At 65.7% G+C, this 15,809-nt stretch carries 15 protein-coding genes and 1 pseudogene; 8 read left to right on the forward strand and 8 right to left on the reverse strand.

Features of this window, described 5'->3' with window-relative positions; genetic code table 11:
- Positions 1–95: 95 nt before the first annotated feature.
- From RQH86_RS00390 to RQH86_RS00415, 6 genes are all read left to right on the forward strand, one after another.
- Positions 96–272 (forward strand): hypothetical protein, encoded by a 177-nt coding sequence (locus RQH86_RS00390; protein WP_115514409.1) that lies wholly within the window; start codon positions 96–98, stop codon positions 270–272.
- A 213-nt stretch (positions 273–485) separates the two neighbouring features.
- Positions 486–941 carry a PA2169 family four-helix-bundle protein gene (locus tag RQH86_RS00395; RefSeq protein ID WP_055845257.1) on the forward strand — a complete coding sequence of 152 codons (456 nt, stop codon included), beginning with the start codon at positions 486–488 and terminating at the stop codon, positions 939–941.
- A 278-nt stretch (positions 942–1,219) separates the two neighbouring features.
- A complete protein-coding gene (locus RQH86_RS00400) occupies positions 1,220–1,822 on the forward strand; it encodes a 2'-5' RNA ligase family protein (protein WP_311239365.1) in 603 nt (200 codons plus the stop codon).
- Positions 1,823–1,869: 47 nt separating this feature from the next.
- On the forward strand, positions 1,870–2,475 hold the full coding sequence (locus tag RQH86_RS00405; RefSeq protein WP_115553343.1) for a hypothetical protein: 606 nt from the start codon (positions 1,870–1,872) through the stop codon (positions 2,473–2,475).
- 64 nt (positions 2,476–2,539) lie between these two features.
- Positions 2,540–2,722: an oxidoreductase-like domain-containing protein gene (locus RQH86_RS00410; protein WP_115512170.1), complete on the forward strand. Its 183-nt coding sequence runs from the start codon at positions 2,540–2,542 to the stop codon at positions 2,720–2,722.
- A 69-nt stretch (positions 2,723–2,791) separates the two neighbouring features.
- Positions 2,792–4,165: an AcvB/VirJ family lysyl-phosphatidylglycerol hydrolase gene (locus RQH86_RS00415; protein WP_115561676.1), complete on the forward strand. Its 1,374-nt coding sequence runs from the start codon at positions 2,792–2,794 to the stop codon at positions 4,163–4,165.
- 265 nt (positions 4,166–4,430) lie between these two features.
- Here RQH86_RS00415 and mprF read toward each other — a convergent pair whose 3' ends face one another.
- Entirely contained in the window at positions 4,431–6,995 is a 2,565-nt protein-coding gene (gene mprF, locus RQH86_RS00420; protein WP_311239366.1) for a bifunctional lysylphosphatidylglycerol flippase/synthetase MprF, read from the reverse strand.
- A 261-nt stretch (positions 6,996–7,256) separates the two neighbouring features.
- On the opposite strand from mprF, the pseudogene RQH86_RS00425 reads away from it, so the two are divergent.
- Positions 7,257–7,949, forward strand: a pseudogene (locus RQH86_RS00425) (DUF998 domain-containing protein); the annotation flags it as partial.
- A gap of 24 nt (positions 7,950–7,973) precedes the next feature.
- Positions 7,974–8,321 (forward strand): RidA family protein, encoded by a 348-nt coding sequence (locus tag RQH86_RS00430; protein WP_311239383.1) that lies wholly within the window; start codon positions 7,974–7,976, stop codon positions 8,319–8,321.
- A gap of 375 nt (positions 8,322–8,696) precedes the next feature.
- On the opposite strand, the gene RQH86_RS00435 is transcribed toward RQH86_RS00430, so the two are convergent.
- The 7 genes from RQH86_RS00435 to RQH86_RS00465 are packed head-to-tail and all read right to left on the reverse strand — an operon-like array spanning position 8,697 to position 15,522.
- The gene (locus RQH86_RS00435; protein WP_115553347.1) at positions 8,697–9,767 is read right to left on the reverse strand and encodes a cyclopropane-fatty-acyl-phospholipid synthase family protein; all 1,071 of its coding nucleotides are present in this window, start codon (positions 9,765–9,767) and stop codon (positions 8,697–8,699) included.
- A gap of 17 nt (positions 9,768–9,784) precedes the next feature.
- Positions 9,785–10,567, reverse strand: coding sequence for a DUF1295 domain-containing protein (locus RQH86_RS00440; RefSeq protein ID WP_055845235.1), 783 nt, complete (start codon positions 10,565–10,567; stop codon positions 9,785–9,787).
- Complete coding sequence (locus tag RQH86_RS00445; RefSeq protein WP_311239367.1) at positions 10,564–11,109, reverse strand: DUF2878 domain-containing protein; 546 nt, start codon at positions 11,107–11,109, stop codon at positions 10,564–10,566. Before RQH86_RS00445 ends, RQH86_RS00440 begins: the two co-directional genes overlap by 4 nt.
- 3 nt (positions 11,110–11,112) lie before the next feature.
- Complete coding sequence (locus tag RQH86_RS00450) at positions 11,113–12,399, reverse strand: cyclopropane-fatty-acyl-phospholipid synthase family protein (RefSeq protein WP_311239368.1); 1,287 nt, start codon at positions 12,397–12,399, stop codon at positions 11,113–11,115.
- Positions 12,396–13,280, reverse strand: a complete 885-nt coding sequence (locus tag RQH86_RS00455; RefSeq protein ID WP_311239384.1) for a DUF1365 domain-containing protein — start codon at positions 13,278–13,280, stop codon at positions 12,396–12,398. Before RQH86_RS00455 ends, RQH86_RS00450 begins: the two co-directional genes overlap by 4 nt.
- On the reverse strand, positions 13,280–14,530 hold the full coding sequence (locus tag RQH86_RS00460) for an FAD-dependent oxidoreductase (protein WP_115512162.1): 1,251 nt from the start codon (positions 14,528–14,530) through the stop codon (positions 13,280–13,282). Before RQH86_RS00460 ends, RQH86_RS00455 begins: the two co-directional genes overlap by 1 nt.
- Positions 14,527–15,522 (reverse strand): acyl-CoA desaturase, encoded by a 996-nt coding sequence (locus RQH86_RS00465; protein WP_082473372.1) that lies wholly within the window; start codon positions 15,520–15,522, stop codon positions 14,527–14,529. The genes RQH86_RS00460 and RQH86_RS00465 overlap by 4 nt, the downstream gene beginning before the upstream one ends.
- Positions 15,523–15,809 lie beyond the last annotated feature (287 nt).

Below are 15,809 nucleotides of genomic sequence, written 5' to 3' on the forward strand. Positions count from 1 at the left end.
GATGGAAGTGGCGATTGCGTGCGGGCATCGCATCCACAAACAACTCACGGCCGCGCGTCGAGACTGCCCGCATTGCAACCGGACCGAACAGCGCCATGACCGACTTCACTCCACCGCCGTGGAAGCGTCCCAATCCCAAGCGAAAGGCCGCCTCCACACCGTTGACCGACGCACAGAAGGCCGCCGCGAAGCAGCGTGCAGAAGAGGCCGGGCGCCCCTATCCGAATCTGGTCGACAACATGTGGGCGAGTCGCCAGCCGAAGGGATCTTGATGCGTCGTTGCCAACGATGAATCGCAATTCATCGGCCGCACGATGGCGTGAGGACGATACCCGTATCGCTCACATGCCGATTATGGTCGCGCCGCCAGGATGCAGCCGTACACAAGGTCACGGCATCGCAATCAAACCATCGATTGCGCTTCTCCCCGAAAGCCAGCGCATTGCATCCCTCGCAACGCTGGTGCATCCAACAAGGAGCGACACATGAGCATTCAGAGCAAGACCGAGCATAGCCTCAACGACCTCATCGCTATTTCCCGCGACGGCAAGGACTTCTACGACGAAGCGGCTGCCAAGGTGGGCGATGTAGAGCTGGCGACGTTGTTCCGCCGCATTGCCGGTGTCAAGACCGACATCGTCAGCAGCCTGAGCAGCGTGGTCGCATCGGCCGGCGGCACGCCGGAAAAACACGGCACCATGGTCGGCAGCATGCAGCAGTTCTACGGCAAGGTGCGCGCAACGTTGGGCGACACCAAGTACGGCTACGTGGCCGAGCTGGAAGAATCCGAAGATCGCCTGCTGAAGGCGTTCGATGAAACCATCGCCGATGCCGACACGCCGGCTGCCGCACGCGACGCTGCACTGCGTTTGTTGCCGGAAGTGCGTGCATGTCACGACGTGATGCGCAACCGCAAGCATGCGATGAAGAACGCCGCGTAAGGCGTCGCAAGACCGAAGTGCATCTGCACTGATGCAGCTCTCGGAATAAATCGATACAGGCGGGAAACGGGTAGCGCAAGCTGCCCGTTTCTTTTTGTGCGTGCGGCATGCCGCACGCCAGCTGGCGAACAAATCACCACGGCGTCAGTCCCGTTCCACGCTGACGAAGTGTTCCACGTGAGCGCGGGATTGCGCGGCGTATTCGCACACGCATCAGGTCTGCTAGTATCCGCCGCCCTTCTTCAGCCAGGCCCGCGCAGGCGGTCGTGGAATTACTCATGAAGCAGCAGTTTCTATATCTGTCATCGGCCGAGGCGCAGTTGTCGCTGGGCCTGGGGGAAGAGAAGACCACCGAGCGGCTGTTTTTTGCGGTGATGGCCGATGCGGCCACTGCCGGACTTGCGGCCGGCATCGCCGAGGGGCTGCTGCAGAGCGGGCAGGTGGATGGCAAACCGCTGGGGCGCGAGCGGCTGCATGTGACCTTGCACCATCTGGGCGATTACGCCGGTGGGCTGCCGCCTTCGTTGGTGAGCCGCGCCAGTCAAGCGGCCGAGCGTGTGGCAATGGAGGCCTTCGAGGTCGAGTTCGATCGCGTCGGCACCTTCGGCGGGCGACGCTCGCAACTGCCGTGCGTGCTGCGTGGCGAAGAGCGCGTGCGCGGGCTGTATGCGTTGCAAGGGGCGCTTGGTCGTCAGCTCGCGCATGTGGGCATCGCCGGCGATGCGCAGTACACGCCGCATATGACGCTGCTGTATTGCAACCAGACCTTGCCGCAACGGCGCTGCGATGCGCTTGCCTGGACGGTGCGCGACTTTGCCTTGGTACGCAGCTTTTTGGGCCAGTCGCGTTACCAGATCGAAGGCCGCTGGCCGCTCCGTTGAGCCGCAGCGGTGTGTGCAGACGCGCGCGCACGCGGTAGCCTGCGCGCATGGATGCCACCACACCCCTGCCGTTGCATGCCGACCATCTGGCCGCGTTGGAGCAGGCCTATGCCACGCCGCCGCGCGCTTACCATCACTTCGGCCATGTGCGCGCACTGCTGCAGCACTATGCCGAGGTAGCTGCCGGGCCGGGGTGGCAGCAGCCGGTGGAGGTCTGGCTGGCGGTACTGTTCCACGATGCGATCTATCAGCCCGGGCGCAGCGATAACGAAGCCGAATCTGCGCAGTGGGCCCTGGACTGCATCCCACGCTGGTGGCCGCAGGCCGAGGTGGATCTGCAACGCGTGCAGGCGCTGATCCTGCTCACCGCGCGCCATGGGCAACTGCAACCACAGGATGTGGACGAGGAGGCGGCACTGTTCCTGGATTGCGACATGGCAATTCTGGCCGCGCCTGCCGCTATTTTCGATGCCTACGACCGTGCGATCGCCGAGGAATACCGCGGCCATGTCCCCGCGTTGCTGTTCCGGCTCAATCGCCGCCGCTTCCTGGCCGGGCTGCTCAAGCGGCCGCGCATCTTTCTCAGCGCGTATTTTCACGCGCGCATCGATTCGGCAGCGCGCGACAACCTGCGTCGCCGGCTGGGCCGCTGAGCCGGCGCTTCTGCCGCGCGCCGCGTCAACCAGAAGCAGCGGATGCGCACGCTACAATGGCCGCATGCACGACAGCGCCAGTTCCGCCTCCGATCCACGTCCGCAAGCGCCGCAGGCACCCGCGCCCAACGAGTGTTGCGAGAGCGGCTGCCCGTTGTGCGTACACGACCTGTATGCCGAGGAACTGACACGTTACCGCCAGGCCCTGGCCGCCTGGGAGGAACGTCAGGCGGCACAGGCGCGATGAGCGAAACGTCGCGCTTCGCGGCGACTGCCGGAACGATTATCTTTGGATCACTTTTCCCGATGGTGCGACATGCGACGACTTGAACGATGGAGCGCGCTCTGCGGCGCGGCGGTGTTGACGCTGTCGGGAGTGGCCGCCGCACAGGCTCCGGAACCGGTCAGCCACGGGCGTTTTGAACAGATCCCGGTGTTGATGCCCAAGGGCGAGCCGCAGCGGGTGGTGATCTGGCTGGCGGGCGCGGGCAATGCCGGCACGCGTCAGGCTCAGGCGCAAGCCCTGCGCGACGATGGCGCGATGGTGGCGGTGGTGGATACCGCGCATCTGTACGCGGTCCTGCGCAAGGCCGGCGGCACGTGCACGTTTTCGGTAGGCGATGTGGAGAACTTCTCGCGCTATCTGCAGGCCTTCTATCACATCCCCACGTATCGGCTGCCGTTGCTGGTGGGCGATGGCGAAGGTGCGGCGCTGGCGTACGCCATCGGTGCGCAGGCCAAGCCGCATGTGCTGGCTGGCGTGCTCACCGACGGCCTGTGCCCGGCCACGGTGTCCGATCAGGCGATTTGTCAGCCAGGTGTGCGCCCGGGCAGCAATAGCCTGGTTCCGGTGACGTTGCAGATTCCCTGGGTGCTGGCCGGCAGCCAGGACAAGCGCTGCCCTGCGGCAGCTGAAGACGCCTTCCTAAAACAGATTCCGCAGGCCCGCACCTTCAAGCGGTCTGCGCAGGGCGACATCGTGCCTGGCTTGCGCGCCGCCGCCCGTTCGCTGGGCGAACAGAAGGGGGTGGCCCTGCCGCCGCCACCGGGCGGTCTGACCGACCTGCCGGTGGTCGAATTGCCGGCCAAGCCGGACGGCGACAGCGACGACGATACCTTCGTGATTTTCGTGTCCGGCGATGGCGGTTGGGCCGGGCTGGACGAAGAAGTGGCCGACGCGCTTGCCGCGCAGGGCATCCCGGTGGTCGGTCTGGATTCGCTGCGCTACTTCTGGACCGAGCGCACGCCGCAAGGCTTCGCCACCGACCTGGACCGCATCGCGCGCGTCTATGCGCAGCGCTGGCAGCGCAAGCGCGTGGTACTGATCGGCTTCTCGCAAGGCGCGGATGTGTTGCCGGCGGCGATCAACAAGCTGCCGACTGAGACCAAGCAGAACATCCGCATGACCGCGCTGTTGTCGGTGGGCAAGCTGGCCGACTACGAATTCCATGTCAGCAACTGGCTGGGCTCGGACGACGAAGGCCTGCCGATCGCGCCGGAAGTACAGCGTCTGCCGGCCGGCACCACGGTGTGCATCTACGGCCAGGACGACGACGATGCGTTGTGCCCGAGCCTGCCTGCCCAGGCCGCCAAGCGCGTGGCGCTGCCGGGCGATCACCACTTCAAGGGCGACTACGCCACCCTGGCCAAGGTGATCATGGAGCAGATGCACGGCCTGTCCAAACCCTGAAAGTGCAGGGCATCGCGTTGATGCCCTGCCGATCCGTCGCTGCGGCAAGCACGCAATCAAGAGCGGCTGACAACACGCCTGCGCTCACCGCCAGGCGGGCGGGGCCGGTCTTCGGTATGACAGGTGCCAGCCGCACGCGCTGGTTCTGCGTGCGCCAACCCGACGACGGCTCGCTACGTGCTGCCAGCCGCTTCAAGCCGTGCAACCACATTGTGCGAGCGATGAACCCACCTGCGCCGAAGAGGGCACAGGTGCGTCAGCGCCCTTACTCCTGCCGGCCGGGGTCCACCGAGATCAGCCGGGTCACGTCCAGCAGCGCGGCCGGCAGATGCATGCCGCCGGGTGCAACCAGATAGCGTGGGCGCCAGGTCGGGGCGAACTTCGACTTGAACCGACGCAGCCCGCTGAAGCCGTAAAAGCGCTCGCCATGGCGTGCGACCAGGCTGGCGAAGCGGTTCCAGCGGCCAGCCAGGCGGTGCTCGGTCAGCCCCGACAACGGCGCCATGCCCAGCGAGAACCGCGTATAGCCATTGGCCTGGCCCCACAGGAACAGCTCGATGAACAAGAAATCCATCGTGCCCTTGGGCGCCTCGGCGCTATGCCGCATCAGGTCCACCGACAGCTCGCCGCCGGCCGGTGCCCACCACACATTGGCGAAGGCCACGATCTGCCCTTCTGCCTCGGCCACTGCCACCGGGAAACGGCGCAGATACTCCGCATCGAAGCTGCCGAGCGAGAAGCCTTTTTCTTCGCCGGATTTTTCTTCCAGCCACTGTTCGGACACCTCGGCCAGGCGCGGCAATACCGCGTCCACCTGCTCGAGTTGCAGCATGCGAAAGGTCAGGCCGCCACGCTTGCCGCGGTTCCAGGCCTGGCGCAGATCGGCGCGGTCGCGGCCTTCCAGGGTGAAGCCCTCCAGCGGCACGATCGCTTCTTCGCCAAGCTTGACCAGGGTCAGGCCCATGTCCAGATAGGTCTGCCAGTATTTTTCGCCGACCTGGTAGAACACCGGGCGCAGGCCCATGTGGTCGGCCTCCTCGCGGAAGCGCCAGATCAGCGCGCGCGCCACCTCCGGCGGGCCGACCGGGTCGCCCATGGAAATCAGCGAGCCGCCGTAGCGCTGCATCATCACAAAGCCACGGCCCTGCGCATCGAACAGAAACGCCTTGTCGCCGGTCAACGCCAGGCAGGCCTGGGTGTCGGTACTGATCTCCAGAATCGGGGCCAGCGTCTGCAGGGTTTGCGCATCGGCAGCCGGCATCGGTCGGCGCCCGCCACGCAGCAGCCGCGCCATGCCGAACACGATCACGCCCACGCATAGAATCAACGCCGCGCGCAGCGCACGCGGTGCGTTGGCCGAGGTGGCGAATTGCCACCACAGGTCGTTGCTGTATTCGACATGGCTGTAGACGAAGAACAGCAGCCAGAAGGTAGCCACCAGCACCAGGCCGAGGTTGCTCAGCCAGCGCCATGACCAGGCTTCGTCCAGCAGCGCACCCTGGCGGTAGAACTCGCGCCGCGCGGCCCACAGCGCCACCGCTGCCAGGGCCGCCGACAACGACACCGAGATATGGCTGCCACGCAGCAGCGACAGTGGCGGCAGCAGCACGCACACGCCCAGCGCCAGCATCCAGGCCGCATGGCTGCGGCGCTGCAGGCCCTGGCCGATCAACAGCAGCAGCATGCCGCCCAGGCTGACCAGCAGATGCGAGGTTTCGATCAGTGGCAGCGGCGCGACCTGCTGCCGCGCGCGGGGCGTTGGCAGGGTGCCGTCGATGACCAGCGCCGCGCCCACCGCAAACACCGCCAACGCCAGGATCTGCGGCAGCCACGGGCGCAGCGCCTTCCACACCGTGCGTGCGGTGCTGGCGCTGGCGCGGACCGGTGCCCCCAGCCCGGAGGCGGCCGCCATCGCCACTGAAATCAGCAACGGCACGATGTAATAGGTGACGCGATACGCCAGCGCCGCGGCAAGCACGGCGGCAGGTGTTACATGCGGCAGCAGCTTGAGCAGACTCCACTCGAACACGCCCAGCCCGGCCGGTACGGTGGAGATCAGACCGGCCACCACTGCCACCAGCCAGATGCCGATAAAACCGAAATACCCGGTGCCCGGGTCCGGCGGCAGCAGCACGTAGAACGCCGCCGCGGCCAGGCCCAGCTCGACCAGGCTGAGGGCGGTGACGCCGAGCACGGTGGTGCGGTCGGGCAGCCAGAAACGATGGCTGCGGATGCCGAATTCGCGGCCCTGTTTGCCGACCAATACCAGCATCGCCACATAGCCGACCAGTAAGGCGATGCCGGCAATACGGATGCCTTCGGCAGCAATCGGCAGGGCACGTGCGGCCGCTTCCGGTTCCAGCATAAGGGCAAGCCCGAGCAGCACCCAGGCACCGAAGATGAAGCCCAGCGTGCTCATCAGCACCACCTGGCCGATCTCGGCCAGGGTCAGCCCGACGCTGCCATAGCCGCGCAAGCGCACCGCGCCCCCGGTCAGCGCGGCAAAGCCCAGGGTCTGGCCAACCGCATGCGCCATGAAGGCGGTGATGCCCACTCGCGCCGGATGCAGCCGCTTGCCGGTGCGCTTGAGCCCCACCCAGTCAAAGCCCACCAAACAGGCGTAGCTGCTTAACCCGAGCAGCAAGGTCAGTGCGATCTGCCCCGCACCCAACGCCCGGAACGCCTGGCGGATCTGGCGGTACCCATGGTCGGTGAACTGCGAGGACAGCGCGTGCAGCGCCATCGCCAGGATCGCCAGGCTGATGATGACCGGCAGGGCGCGACGCCAACCGCTGGCAGACGCTTCGGAAGACACGGGGGTATCCGTCATGAGGGCAACGGGATCTGCATAAGAGGGAAGAAGGACGCATGCACGATACGTGCCGCGTGCGCAAAGATCTGCATGTGCCAGGCGGGTTGAAGAAGCATGCAGCGTGATCGCGATGTGCCGAAACGGGGGTGAACGCAGGCTCGTAAGAGCCGACACCTGTCGGTCCGGGACGGCCGCGCGCATCATAGGGCAAAGACGCATATGCGTGCCGCAGGCGAACCCGATGAACGGCGTCACCGTTGCAAGGCAGACAGGCTGCTGATGCGCACGACCGACTTTCGCGCGCATGTTGCGCAGACCCTGCCGGGACGCGCGCCACGCTGGAGCGGGCATGCTGGTGGGGTGGCGGCAGTCGCCGGCATGGCGTTCATCGGCCTGGTGCTCGCGCTGCAATGGCTGCGTGGTGATCTGTGGTGGATCGATGCGCAACTCAGCGCCTATCTGCATGGCGCCTACGGTCTGCTGCTGCGCACCGCCTACTGCCTGTTGGCTGCGGCGATGGCATGGCTGGCCGCTGGTCTGTATGCGGCACTGGCACCGACGGCACGCAGCCGCACGGTGCTGGGATTGTTCTGGTTGGCAGCGCTGGGCTTGTGCGCGGTCTCTATCGGCGACAGCTGGATGCCGGTACTGGCGCCGAACGCGGCAAAGCTGGTGCATGTGCTGTCGGCCGATGCCACGTTTCTGTGCGTGATCGCAGCGGTGTTGCTGCAGTCGTGGTACTTCCGCCGCGATCGCGCGTGGCGCGCGCATGCTTTGAGCGCATGCGTGCTCGGTTGGGCGGCATTTGCCGCCTTGCTGTTCCACGTCATGGTTACCGGCGCACCGCTGGGGATCAGCCAGAAGATCGCCATCGTGCTGATCGTGGTCTGGATGGTGCGGGTGGGGCTGTGGCTGACGCGCACCGTACGGGGCGGGGCTGCACGCATCGCGCATTCGCGTGACAATGGCGGGTCAATCAACCGTAGGAAGTCTGAAATGCTGCAGCGATTCGATGCGGGTCCGCGTATGTCCGAGATGACCGTCCATGGCGGCGTGTGCTACCTGGCCGGCCAGATTGCCGATGACACCAGCGAAGACATCACCGGGCAGACCCGCCAGGTGCTGGGCGAGATCGACAAACTGCTGTCGCTGGCGGCCAGCGACAAGACCAAGATCCTGCGCGCCGAAATCTACCTGGCCGATATCGCCGACTTCGACGGCATGAATGCCGCCTGGGACGAATGGGTGCCGCACGGCTTCACGCCCGCACGCGCCACGGTCGAAGCCAAACTGGCGCGGCCGGAATGGAAGGTGGAAATCGTGATAACCGCAGCAGCGGGCTGATCGCGTACTCCATGCGGTAACCAACACGGCCGCGCATCCGCCAGGGTGTGCGGCGGTGTCCAGCATTGGTTTGTCATCCCCGCGCACTGGGTTTTCGTAAACGCCGTACGCGCCTGGCACCGATGACGCTGCATGGCGTCGCCTCAGCCGCGGTGTGCAGGGCGCGCTTCACCGTCGGCGGTTGAAGCGCGTTGACCGCTGACTTGGCTTGCGAGGCGTTGCGCCCGTCGCGCGATCGGTGTGCCTCGCGGGTTGCGCCTACGCTGCATTGCCAAACCGTGCGACGGCTCGCGTGATGCGTATATGCGGATGCCTATCGAGGTGCGCCCCTGCCTGCCAGTCATCGCCACGCAGGCGTTTGAACGCGTCGTGCGCTCAGCGTTTGACGAAGCGATAGTGCGCCACACCCCATTCGCGGCCGTGGTCGTAGCCGAACAGTTCTGCGCAGGCCAGCCAGAACATGCGCCAACGCTGCCACCAGCGCTGGGCGTCGTCGCCGTAGGTCTGCTTCAACAGCGGCATGATCTGCGCGCGGTGGCGGTCCTGGTTTTCCAACCAGGCATTGGCGGTTTTTTCATAATGCTCGCCCGACAAGACCCAGCGTTGTTCGATCACCACGTCCTGCTGGAAGTGCAGCAGCGTATCGGCCGCCGGCATCAGCCCGCCGGTGAAGAAATGCCGACCCATCCAGTTGTCCTCGCCGGCCACCTCGAACGGATAGGCCAGATCGCGATGACAGAAGATGTGCACGAACAACTTGCCGCCGGGCGCCAGCCAGCTGCCCACGCGTGCAAGCAGATCGCGGTAGTTACGCATGTGCTCGAACATTTCCACCGACACAACACGGTCGAAATTGCCCGGCGGCAGTGCCAGCGCGTTGACGTCGGCGGTGATGACCTGCACGTTGCCCAGGCCGCGCACGCGGCACTGCTCCAGGATATGCGCGCGCTGCGGGCGCGAGTTGGACACCGCAGTGATGGTGGCGTTGGGGTAGCGCTCGGCCATCCACAAGGTCAGCGAGCCCCAGCCGCAGCCCAGCTCCAGAATGCGCTGGCCGTCGGCCAGCTCGGCGCGTTCGCCGTATAGCCCCAGCATGCGTTCTTCGGCCGCGTCCAGGTTCGGCGTGCTCGCGTCCCAATAGCAGCTGCTGTATTTCAGCCGCTTGCCCAGGCACAGGGTGAAGAACTGCGGCGGCAATTCGTAATGCTGGCGATTGGCGGCATCGGTTTCGATCGCGATCGCGCTGGCGCGCAGGCTGTCGATGAAAGCGCGCTGCCGCTCGCCGTTGGCATCGGCATCGCCGCCGCGCTCATCGCGCAGGCGCTGCGCGCACAAACGCCGGATGCCGTGACGCAACGCGGCGTCGGGCAGCACGCCGGATTCGGCCAGACGGGTGGCGAAAGCTTCTTCGGGCAGCGCGGAGGGCGGGGCGGTGACGGTGGACATGCAACTCTCCAGGCAACTCAAGACGAAGGGGGAAGCGGGAAAAACGCACTGGTGGTGCGCTGGTACTGCGCGTAATCCTCACCACGCGAGCGCAGGGCCTGCTGCTCGGTGTAGGGAATACCGGTGAAGCGATACAAAAACACGAACATCACCACCGGCCCGAGCGCGCAAAGCGCCACCGGCCAGGGCCCTGCGCCGACCGCCAGGGCCAGATAGGCGAACCAGTGCACGAACTCGAAGAAATAATTGGGGTGGCGCGAATACCGCCACAGCCCGGTGCGACAGGTCTTGCCGCGATTGGCCGGGTCGGCCTTGTGTGCAGACAACTGCCGGTCGGCCAGTGCCTCGCCGCCGACCGCAATCAACCACACCACGATGGCCAGCGTGCTCCACACGCTCCATGCCGGGTTCGGGTTGCTGGCCGCAGCCAGGAACGGCACCGCAAACAGCACCACCACCACAGCCTGGGCGAGGAAGAAGCCGAGGAACTTGCGCTGGTCGCCGTTCCAATGCTCACGCAGCGCGCGATAACGGCCGTCTTCGTGCGGGTCGCCGAACACGCGCACGCCCAGATGCCAAGCCAGACGCGCGCCCCATAGACCGCCAAGCACTGCCACCAACACGCGTGGTAGCAGCGCACCGTCGGACATCCACGCGCAATACGGCGCAGCTACCGCCAGGCAGGCGGCCCACAACACGTCGACCGGGCCGGCATTGCCACTGCGGCGCTGCCAGAGCCAGCCCAGCACCATCACCCCACTTGCGAATACGCCCACATGCAGCAGCGGCCACACAGTCATTGCAGTTCTCCGGTCTTATGGTGCGGCAATGGTCGCGCCAGACGCCGTGCATACAGCGACAACACGCCGCAGGCCACGCCCCAGCCGATGCCGACCGCGAGGACCGCATGCAGCAACGGTGGCGCCAGTTCCACCGCATGCCAGCTGCGTTGCGCCAGCCAGTACGAGAACGGGCCGAAGATGGCGCCCAGCAACACCGCCAGCCAGGGGCATTGCATCACGTTGCGCAGCGAATGATTGAGCGTGAGCGCAAAGCCCAGCCACAGCGCCAGAATCCACGGCGGGGCGAGCACGCTGCCAGGCCAGGGCGCGGCATAACGCACCCAGCCCCCGGCCGCCAACGTGGTGTCCAGCAGCAAGCCCAGCGCCAATGCCGCGATCAGTAATGGCACATCGCCCACCGCGCGTCGCGAAGGCCACAGTTGGTACAGCGCAAACAGCGCCAGTACCAGCAGCGTCGGCCACACGCGCGCATGCGCGGCGGCGGCCACTGCCACCACCCAGAGCACCTGCAAGCCGAGATAGTTGCCGAGCTGCTTCATGCGTCACGCAAGACCGGGCACGAACTGCGGCGGGCGCGCACCGGGCTTGCTCAGCCACAGGTGCACGTCGCCGATCGAACGCTCCAGAAAGCCGGCTTCGCAATACGCCAGATAAAATTCCCACATGCGGATAAAGCGTTCGTCGTAGCCCAGTGCGCGCACCTGCGGCAGCTGCGCCATGAAGCGCTGCCGCCAGGCGCGCAGCGTCAACGCATAGCTAGGGCCGATATCTTCCAGATGGAACAGGCGCAGATCGCTTGCCCGCGCCACCGCGCCGGTCATCGCCGCGACCGACGGAATGAAACTGCCGGGAAAGATATGCCGCTTGATGAAATCCACCGAATGCAGCGCCTGCTTGTAACGGTGATCTTCGATGGTGATGGCCTGGATCAGCGCCTCGCCATCGTCGGCAAGCAGGCTGCCGACCTTGGCGAAGTAGGTGTCCAGATACTGGTGGCCGATCGCCTCGATCATCTCGATCGAGACCACGCGATCGAAGCGGCCTTGTAGATCGCGGTAGTCGCTCAGCAACACGGTGACCCGGTCGCTCAAGCCGGCATCGGCGATACGCTGCGTTGCCAGATCGAACTGCTCGCGCGAGATGGTAGTGGTGGTGACCCGGCAACCGTGTTCGCGCGCCGCATGCAGTGCAAAACCGCCCCAGCCGGTACCGATTTCGACCACGTGGTGTTGCGGCCCCAGACGCAATTTCTGACAGATGCGTTCGAGCTTGCGCGTGGCCGCACGTTCCAGCGCCGCCTCGCCCTGCGCTTCCTCGCCATCGACGAAGATCGCCGAGGAGTACATCAGGTTGTCATCCAGAAACAGCTTGAACAGCGGGTTGCCCAGGTCGTAATGCGCGGCGATGTTGCGCCGGCTGCCATTGCGGGTATTGCGGGCGAATGCATGCAGGCTGCGCATCGCCCAGCCACCCAGGCGCGCGGTGCCGGTTTCCATCGCATCCAGTCGGTCGCGATTGCGCAGCAGCAGGCGCATCAGCCCGACCAGATCGTCGCACTGCCACTGCCCATCCATGTACGACTCGCCCGCACCGACGCTGCCGTTGAGTGCGGCCTGCCGATAAAAATCCGGGTCGATGACGCGCAACTGCATCTGCAGCGCGTGCGCACCGCTGGCATTGCCCAGCGTAGTCACCACGTCGCCTTCGTGCAGCTGCAGCTGCCCGTCGCGCAGTTCGCCCAGGGTGGCCAGCAGGCGCTTGCGCAGCAGGCGGTCCGTCCAGGAAGCCGCGCGTGGCGCAGCAGTATCGGGCAGGGACGTGGCGTTCATCGGGGATCTCGCACAGGCGGATGGGGGTGATCGTGGACAGGGTTGCCGCGCAGCCACAGGCGCAAGGCCTGCCAGTGGATGGCGAGCACCACCTGCACGGTCATCAAGGGATAGGCGAGCAAGGTGCGCGCCAACGTGCGCGCGGTCAGCGGCTGACGTTGCAACACCAACGTGGCATCGAAGCGGCGCCTGCCGCTGTTGTCGATTGCGCCGGCAGCGTCGTCGTCATTGGCGTCCAGCACGTCCATATGCACGCGCAGCTGCGCATCCGGCACGCTGAAGCGCCAGTCATAGCGGTGCTGCATGCCCATGAACGGCGACACGTGGAAGCGTTTGTCGAACCGCCATGCATGTACATCGCGATGGGTGCGTGCCTGCGCAACCGGCAGCACATAGGTGTGCCGTTGCTGCCAGGGTGTATTGGTGATTTCCGCCACGATCCAGCGCAAACCGTCATACCGATCAAAGCAGTAATAAAAGCTCACCGGATTGAACACATGGCCGAAGTAGCGCAGATGCGTCAGCAGCCGGATGGCGCCGTCCGGGCGCTCGCCGGTCTGCGCCTGCACGCAATCGCGCACTGCCTGATCCAGCGGAACACTGGGGTCGCCCAGATAATCGCTGCGGCGGAACTGCGCCAGATTGGCGCGACCTACCGACCACAGCCAGCGATGGGCGAACACCTGATCCAGTTCGGACAGGTCCAGGTACATCAAAAACAGGCGGTAACGGAAATCCAGCGGTTTGGGCGCGAAGCGGCGATGCCGCACCCATCCGGTGTAGATCGCGCTGCGCAAGCCGCCCGCCACGCTGCCGGTGCCGCTGTCCTCACCGGGAGGCAGCGGCACGGCGTCGGTGCTGGCTTCGCGCAGCAGCTGCATCACCAATTCACTCCCAGGCCGTGGGCCACGTCCACACCGCTGCGCAGACCGTCTTCGTGGAAGCCGAAGCCCCACGCGGCACCGGCAAACCAGGTGTGGTGGCGGCCCTGGATCTCCGCCTTGCGCTCCTGCGCCGCCAGCGCGGCAGCATTCTGCACCGGGTGGCGATAGCGCATGCGCCGCAGCACTTTGGCCGGGTCGATGTCATGGTCGCGATTGAGGCTGACGATGAAGGGTTGCGGCGCATCGATCGACTGCAGCGCGTTCATCCAGTAACTCACCGTGCAGGGCGCCTGCGGGTCGGCCGGCACATGTGCATTCCACGCTGCCCAGGCGCGCTTGTCGCGCGGCAACACGCGGGCATCGGTGTGCAGCACGGTGTCGTTGTCCTGGTAGGTGATGCCGCCCAGGATCTCTCGCTCGGCCGGGGTGGCATCGCTCAGTAATCCCAGCGCATCGTCGGCATGGCAGGCCAGCACGACCTCGTCGAAGTACTCTTCGCCGCGCAGCGAGGCGAGCATGACGCCGTCGGGCGTGCGCCGGATCGCATGCACCGGCGTGGACAGGCGCTCCAGCACCTGCCAGCGCCGACGCAATGCACGGATATAGCTGTTGGACCCGCCGCGTACCACCTGCCACTGCGGCCGGCCGCTGATCTGCAGCATGTGGTGGTTGGCCATGAAGCCGATCAGCTGGCCCATCGGAAATTCAAGAATGGTCTGCGACGGCGAGGACCACAGCGCCGACGCCATCGGCACCAGGTGCTGGTCGCGAAACGCTGCCGAGTAACCATGCCGTTGCAGATACGCGCCCAGCGTGCTGAAACGCTCGTCGCTGTGCAGCACGGCTGGCGCCTGCCGATAAAAACGCCGCAGGTCCGCCAGCATGCGCCAAAAGCGCGGGCTGAGCAGATTGCGCCGCTGGCAAAACAATCCATCCAGACTGCCGGCGTTGTATTCCAGCCCGCTGCCTGCATCGTGCACCGAAAAACTCATCGTGGTCGGCTGCGATGCCACGTCCAGCTCGGCAAACATGCGGGTCAGCAACGGATAGTGCTGCGGGTTGAACACGATGAAGCCGCTGTCCACCGCATAGCGCTGGCCGTCCAGCTGGATGTCGTGCGTGTGGGTGTGGCCGCCGAGATAATCGGCCGCCTCGAACAGGGAAACCTCATAGCGACGCGACAACAGCCACGCTGCGCCCAGGCCGGCGATTCCACTGCCGACCACGGCAATCCTGCCCTCGCTCATCGCGCCACCCGTTGCGCGCGGCGGGTGAGCATTGCCGGCATCGGCTTGAGATCCCAGACCAGCCCCACCCACGACATCGCCTTGAGGCCGTACCAGGTAACGTCGTACTCCCACCAGCGCATGCCTTGCCGCGCCGAACCGGGGAAGAAATGATGGTTGTTGTGCCAGCCTTCGCCGAAGGTGATCAGCGCCAGCAGCCAGTTGTTGCGGCTGTCGTCGCGCGTCTCGAACCGCCGGCTACCGAAGCGGTGCGCCAGCGAATTGATGGTGAAGGTGGCATGGAACAGCGCCACGGTGGACAGCACGAATCCCCATACCAGCAGCTGCGGGCCGTTGGTGTGCAACGCGGGCGCAGCGTCGGCCAGCCAGTCGCCAAGCAGATACAGGCCAAGCGCAAGCAGTACCGGCATCACGATGTCGAAGCGGTCGATAAAACGCAGCTCGCCGAAACGGCGCAGGTCAGGGATCACCTCCCAATCGGTGCGGAAGTTACGCGGGGTCAGGAACCAACCGGTGTGGCTCCACCAGAACCCGTGCTGGGCCGGCGAATGCGGGTCGCGGCCGGTGTCGGTATGCCGGTGGTGGTTGCGGTGATGCGCCGCCCACCACAGCGGCCCGCGCTGCACGCAGGTCGCACCGATGGCGGCAAACACGAACTGCAACACGCGCGAGGTCTTGAACGCGCGATGAGAAAAATAGCGGTGATAGAAGCCGGTGAGCGCGAACATGCGCAGCGCGTACAGCGCCAGTGCGAGGGCGACCGCAAACCACGATGCGCCCACCCAGATCACCGACAGGCAGGCCACATGCAGCGCGATGAAGGGCAGGGCGCGCAGCCAGTCGATACGATCGGCGCGCGCCTCGTCCAATGGCTCATCGGTTTGCGAATCTACCCAGCGACGCAGGCTACCGATGCGCGATGCAACCCAGCCACGACGTGTGGGCGAGGGTTGAGGCGTTGCGGCGCGGGGGTCGAGTCCAGTGCTCGGCACGCGTGGTTCTCCGTAGGTTATCGACACCCTTTACGCAAGCTGCCGGCAAACAGATGCACCAGGTCGCTTGATCGTCGCATGCAAGGACAGGATTGGCGCGTTTGCGCAGCGCAATGACGCAACCGCGCACCCGGATGTGTGCGCTCAGTATCACTGACGCTGATGAGGTGGCTTGTGAAGTTGCCTGCGTGGGTGTCGCAGGCGAGCGTGCAGGAGCAGCGCTACGCAGCCGTGCTCATCCCGGACGGATGGCACGCATTGCCAGTGAGGAGAGGTGGCCCTCTCAA

This window comes from Xanthomonas sp. WCS2018Noco2-27, from assembly GCF_031843525.1.
GTDB lineage: Bacteria > Pseudomonadota > Gammaproteobacteria > Xanthomonadales > Xanthomonadaceae > Xanthomonas.

What these genes read in the sequence shown, in the direction of transcription:
- RQH86_RS00390 (WP_115514409.1), top strand. Translation starts at nt 96, where the DNA reads ATGACCGACTTCACTCCACCGCCGTGGAAGCGTCCCAATCCCAAGCGA.
- RQH86_RS00395 (WP_055845257.1), top strand. Translation starts at nt 486, where the DNA reads ATGAGCATTCAGAGCAAGACCGAGCATAGCCTCAACGACCTCATCGCT.
- RQH86_RS00400 (WP_311239365.1), top strand. Translation starts at nt 1,220, where the DNA reads ATGAAGCAGCAGTTTCTATATCTGTCATCGGCCGAGGCGCAGTTGTCG.
- RQH86_RS00405 (WP_115553343.1), top strand. Translation starts at nt 1,870, where the DNA reads ATGGATGCCACCACACCCCTGCCGTTGCATGCCGACCATCTGGCCGCG.
- RQH86_RS00410 (WP_115512170.1), top strand. Translation starts at nt 2,540, where the DNA reads ATGCACGACAGCGCCAGTTCCGCCTCCGATCCACGTCCGCAAGCGCCG.
- RQH86_RS00415 (WP_115561676.1), top strand. Translation starts at nt 2,792, where the DNA reads ATGCGACGACTTGAACGATGGAGCGCGCTCTGCGGCGCGGCGGTGTTG.
- mprF (WP_311239366.1), bottom strand. Translation starts at nt 6,995, where the DNA reads ATGACGGATACCCCCGTGTCTTCCGAAGCGTCTGCCAGCGGTTGGCGT.
- RQH86_RS00430 (WP_311239383.1), top strand. Translation starts at nt 7,974, where the DNA reads ATGCTGCAGCGATTCGATGCGGGTCCGCGTATGTCCGAGATGACCGTC.
- RQH86_RS00435 (WP_115553347.1), bottom strand. Translation starts at nt 9,767, where the DNA reads ATGTCCACCGTCACCGCCCCGCCCTCCGCGCTGCCCGAAGAAGCTTTC.
- RQH86_RS00440 (WP_055845235.1), bottom strand. Translation starts at nt 10,567, where the DNA reads ATGACTGTGTGGCCGCTGCTGCATGTGGGCGTATTCGCAAGTGGGGTG.
- RQH86_RS00445 (WP_311239367.1), bottom strand. Translation starts at nt 11,109, where the DNA reads ATGAAGCAGCTCGGCAACTATCTCGGCTTGCAGGTGCTCTGGGTGGTG.
- RQH86_RS00450 (WP_311239368.1), bottom strand. Translation starts at nt 12,399, where the DNA reads ATGAACGCCACGTCCCTGCCCGATACTGCTGCGCCACGCGCGGCTTCC.
- RQH86_RS00455 (WP_311239384.1), bottom strand. Translation starts at nt 13,280, where the DNA reads ATGCAGCTGCTGCGCGAAGCCAGCACCGACGCCGTGCCGCTGCCTCCC.
- RQH86_RS00460 (WP_115512162.1), bottom strand. Translation starts at nt 14,530, where the DNA reads ATGAGCGAGGGCAGGATTGCCGTGGTCGGCAGTGGAATCGCCGGCCTG.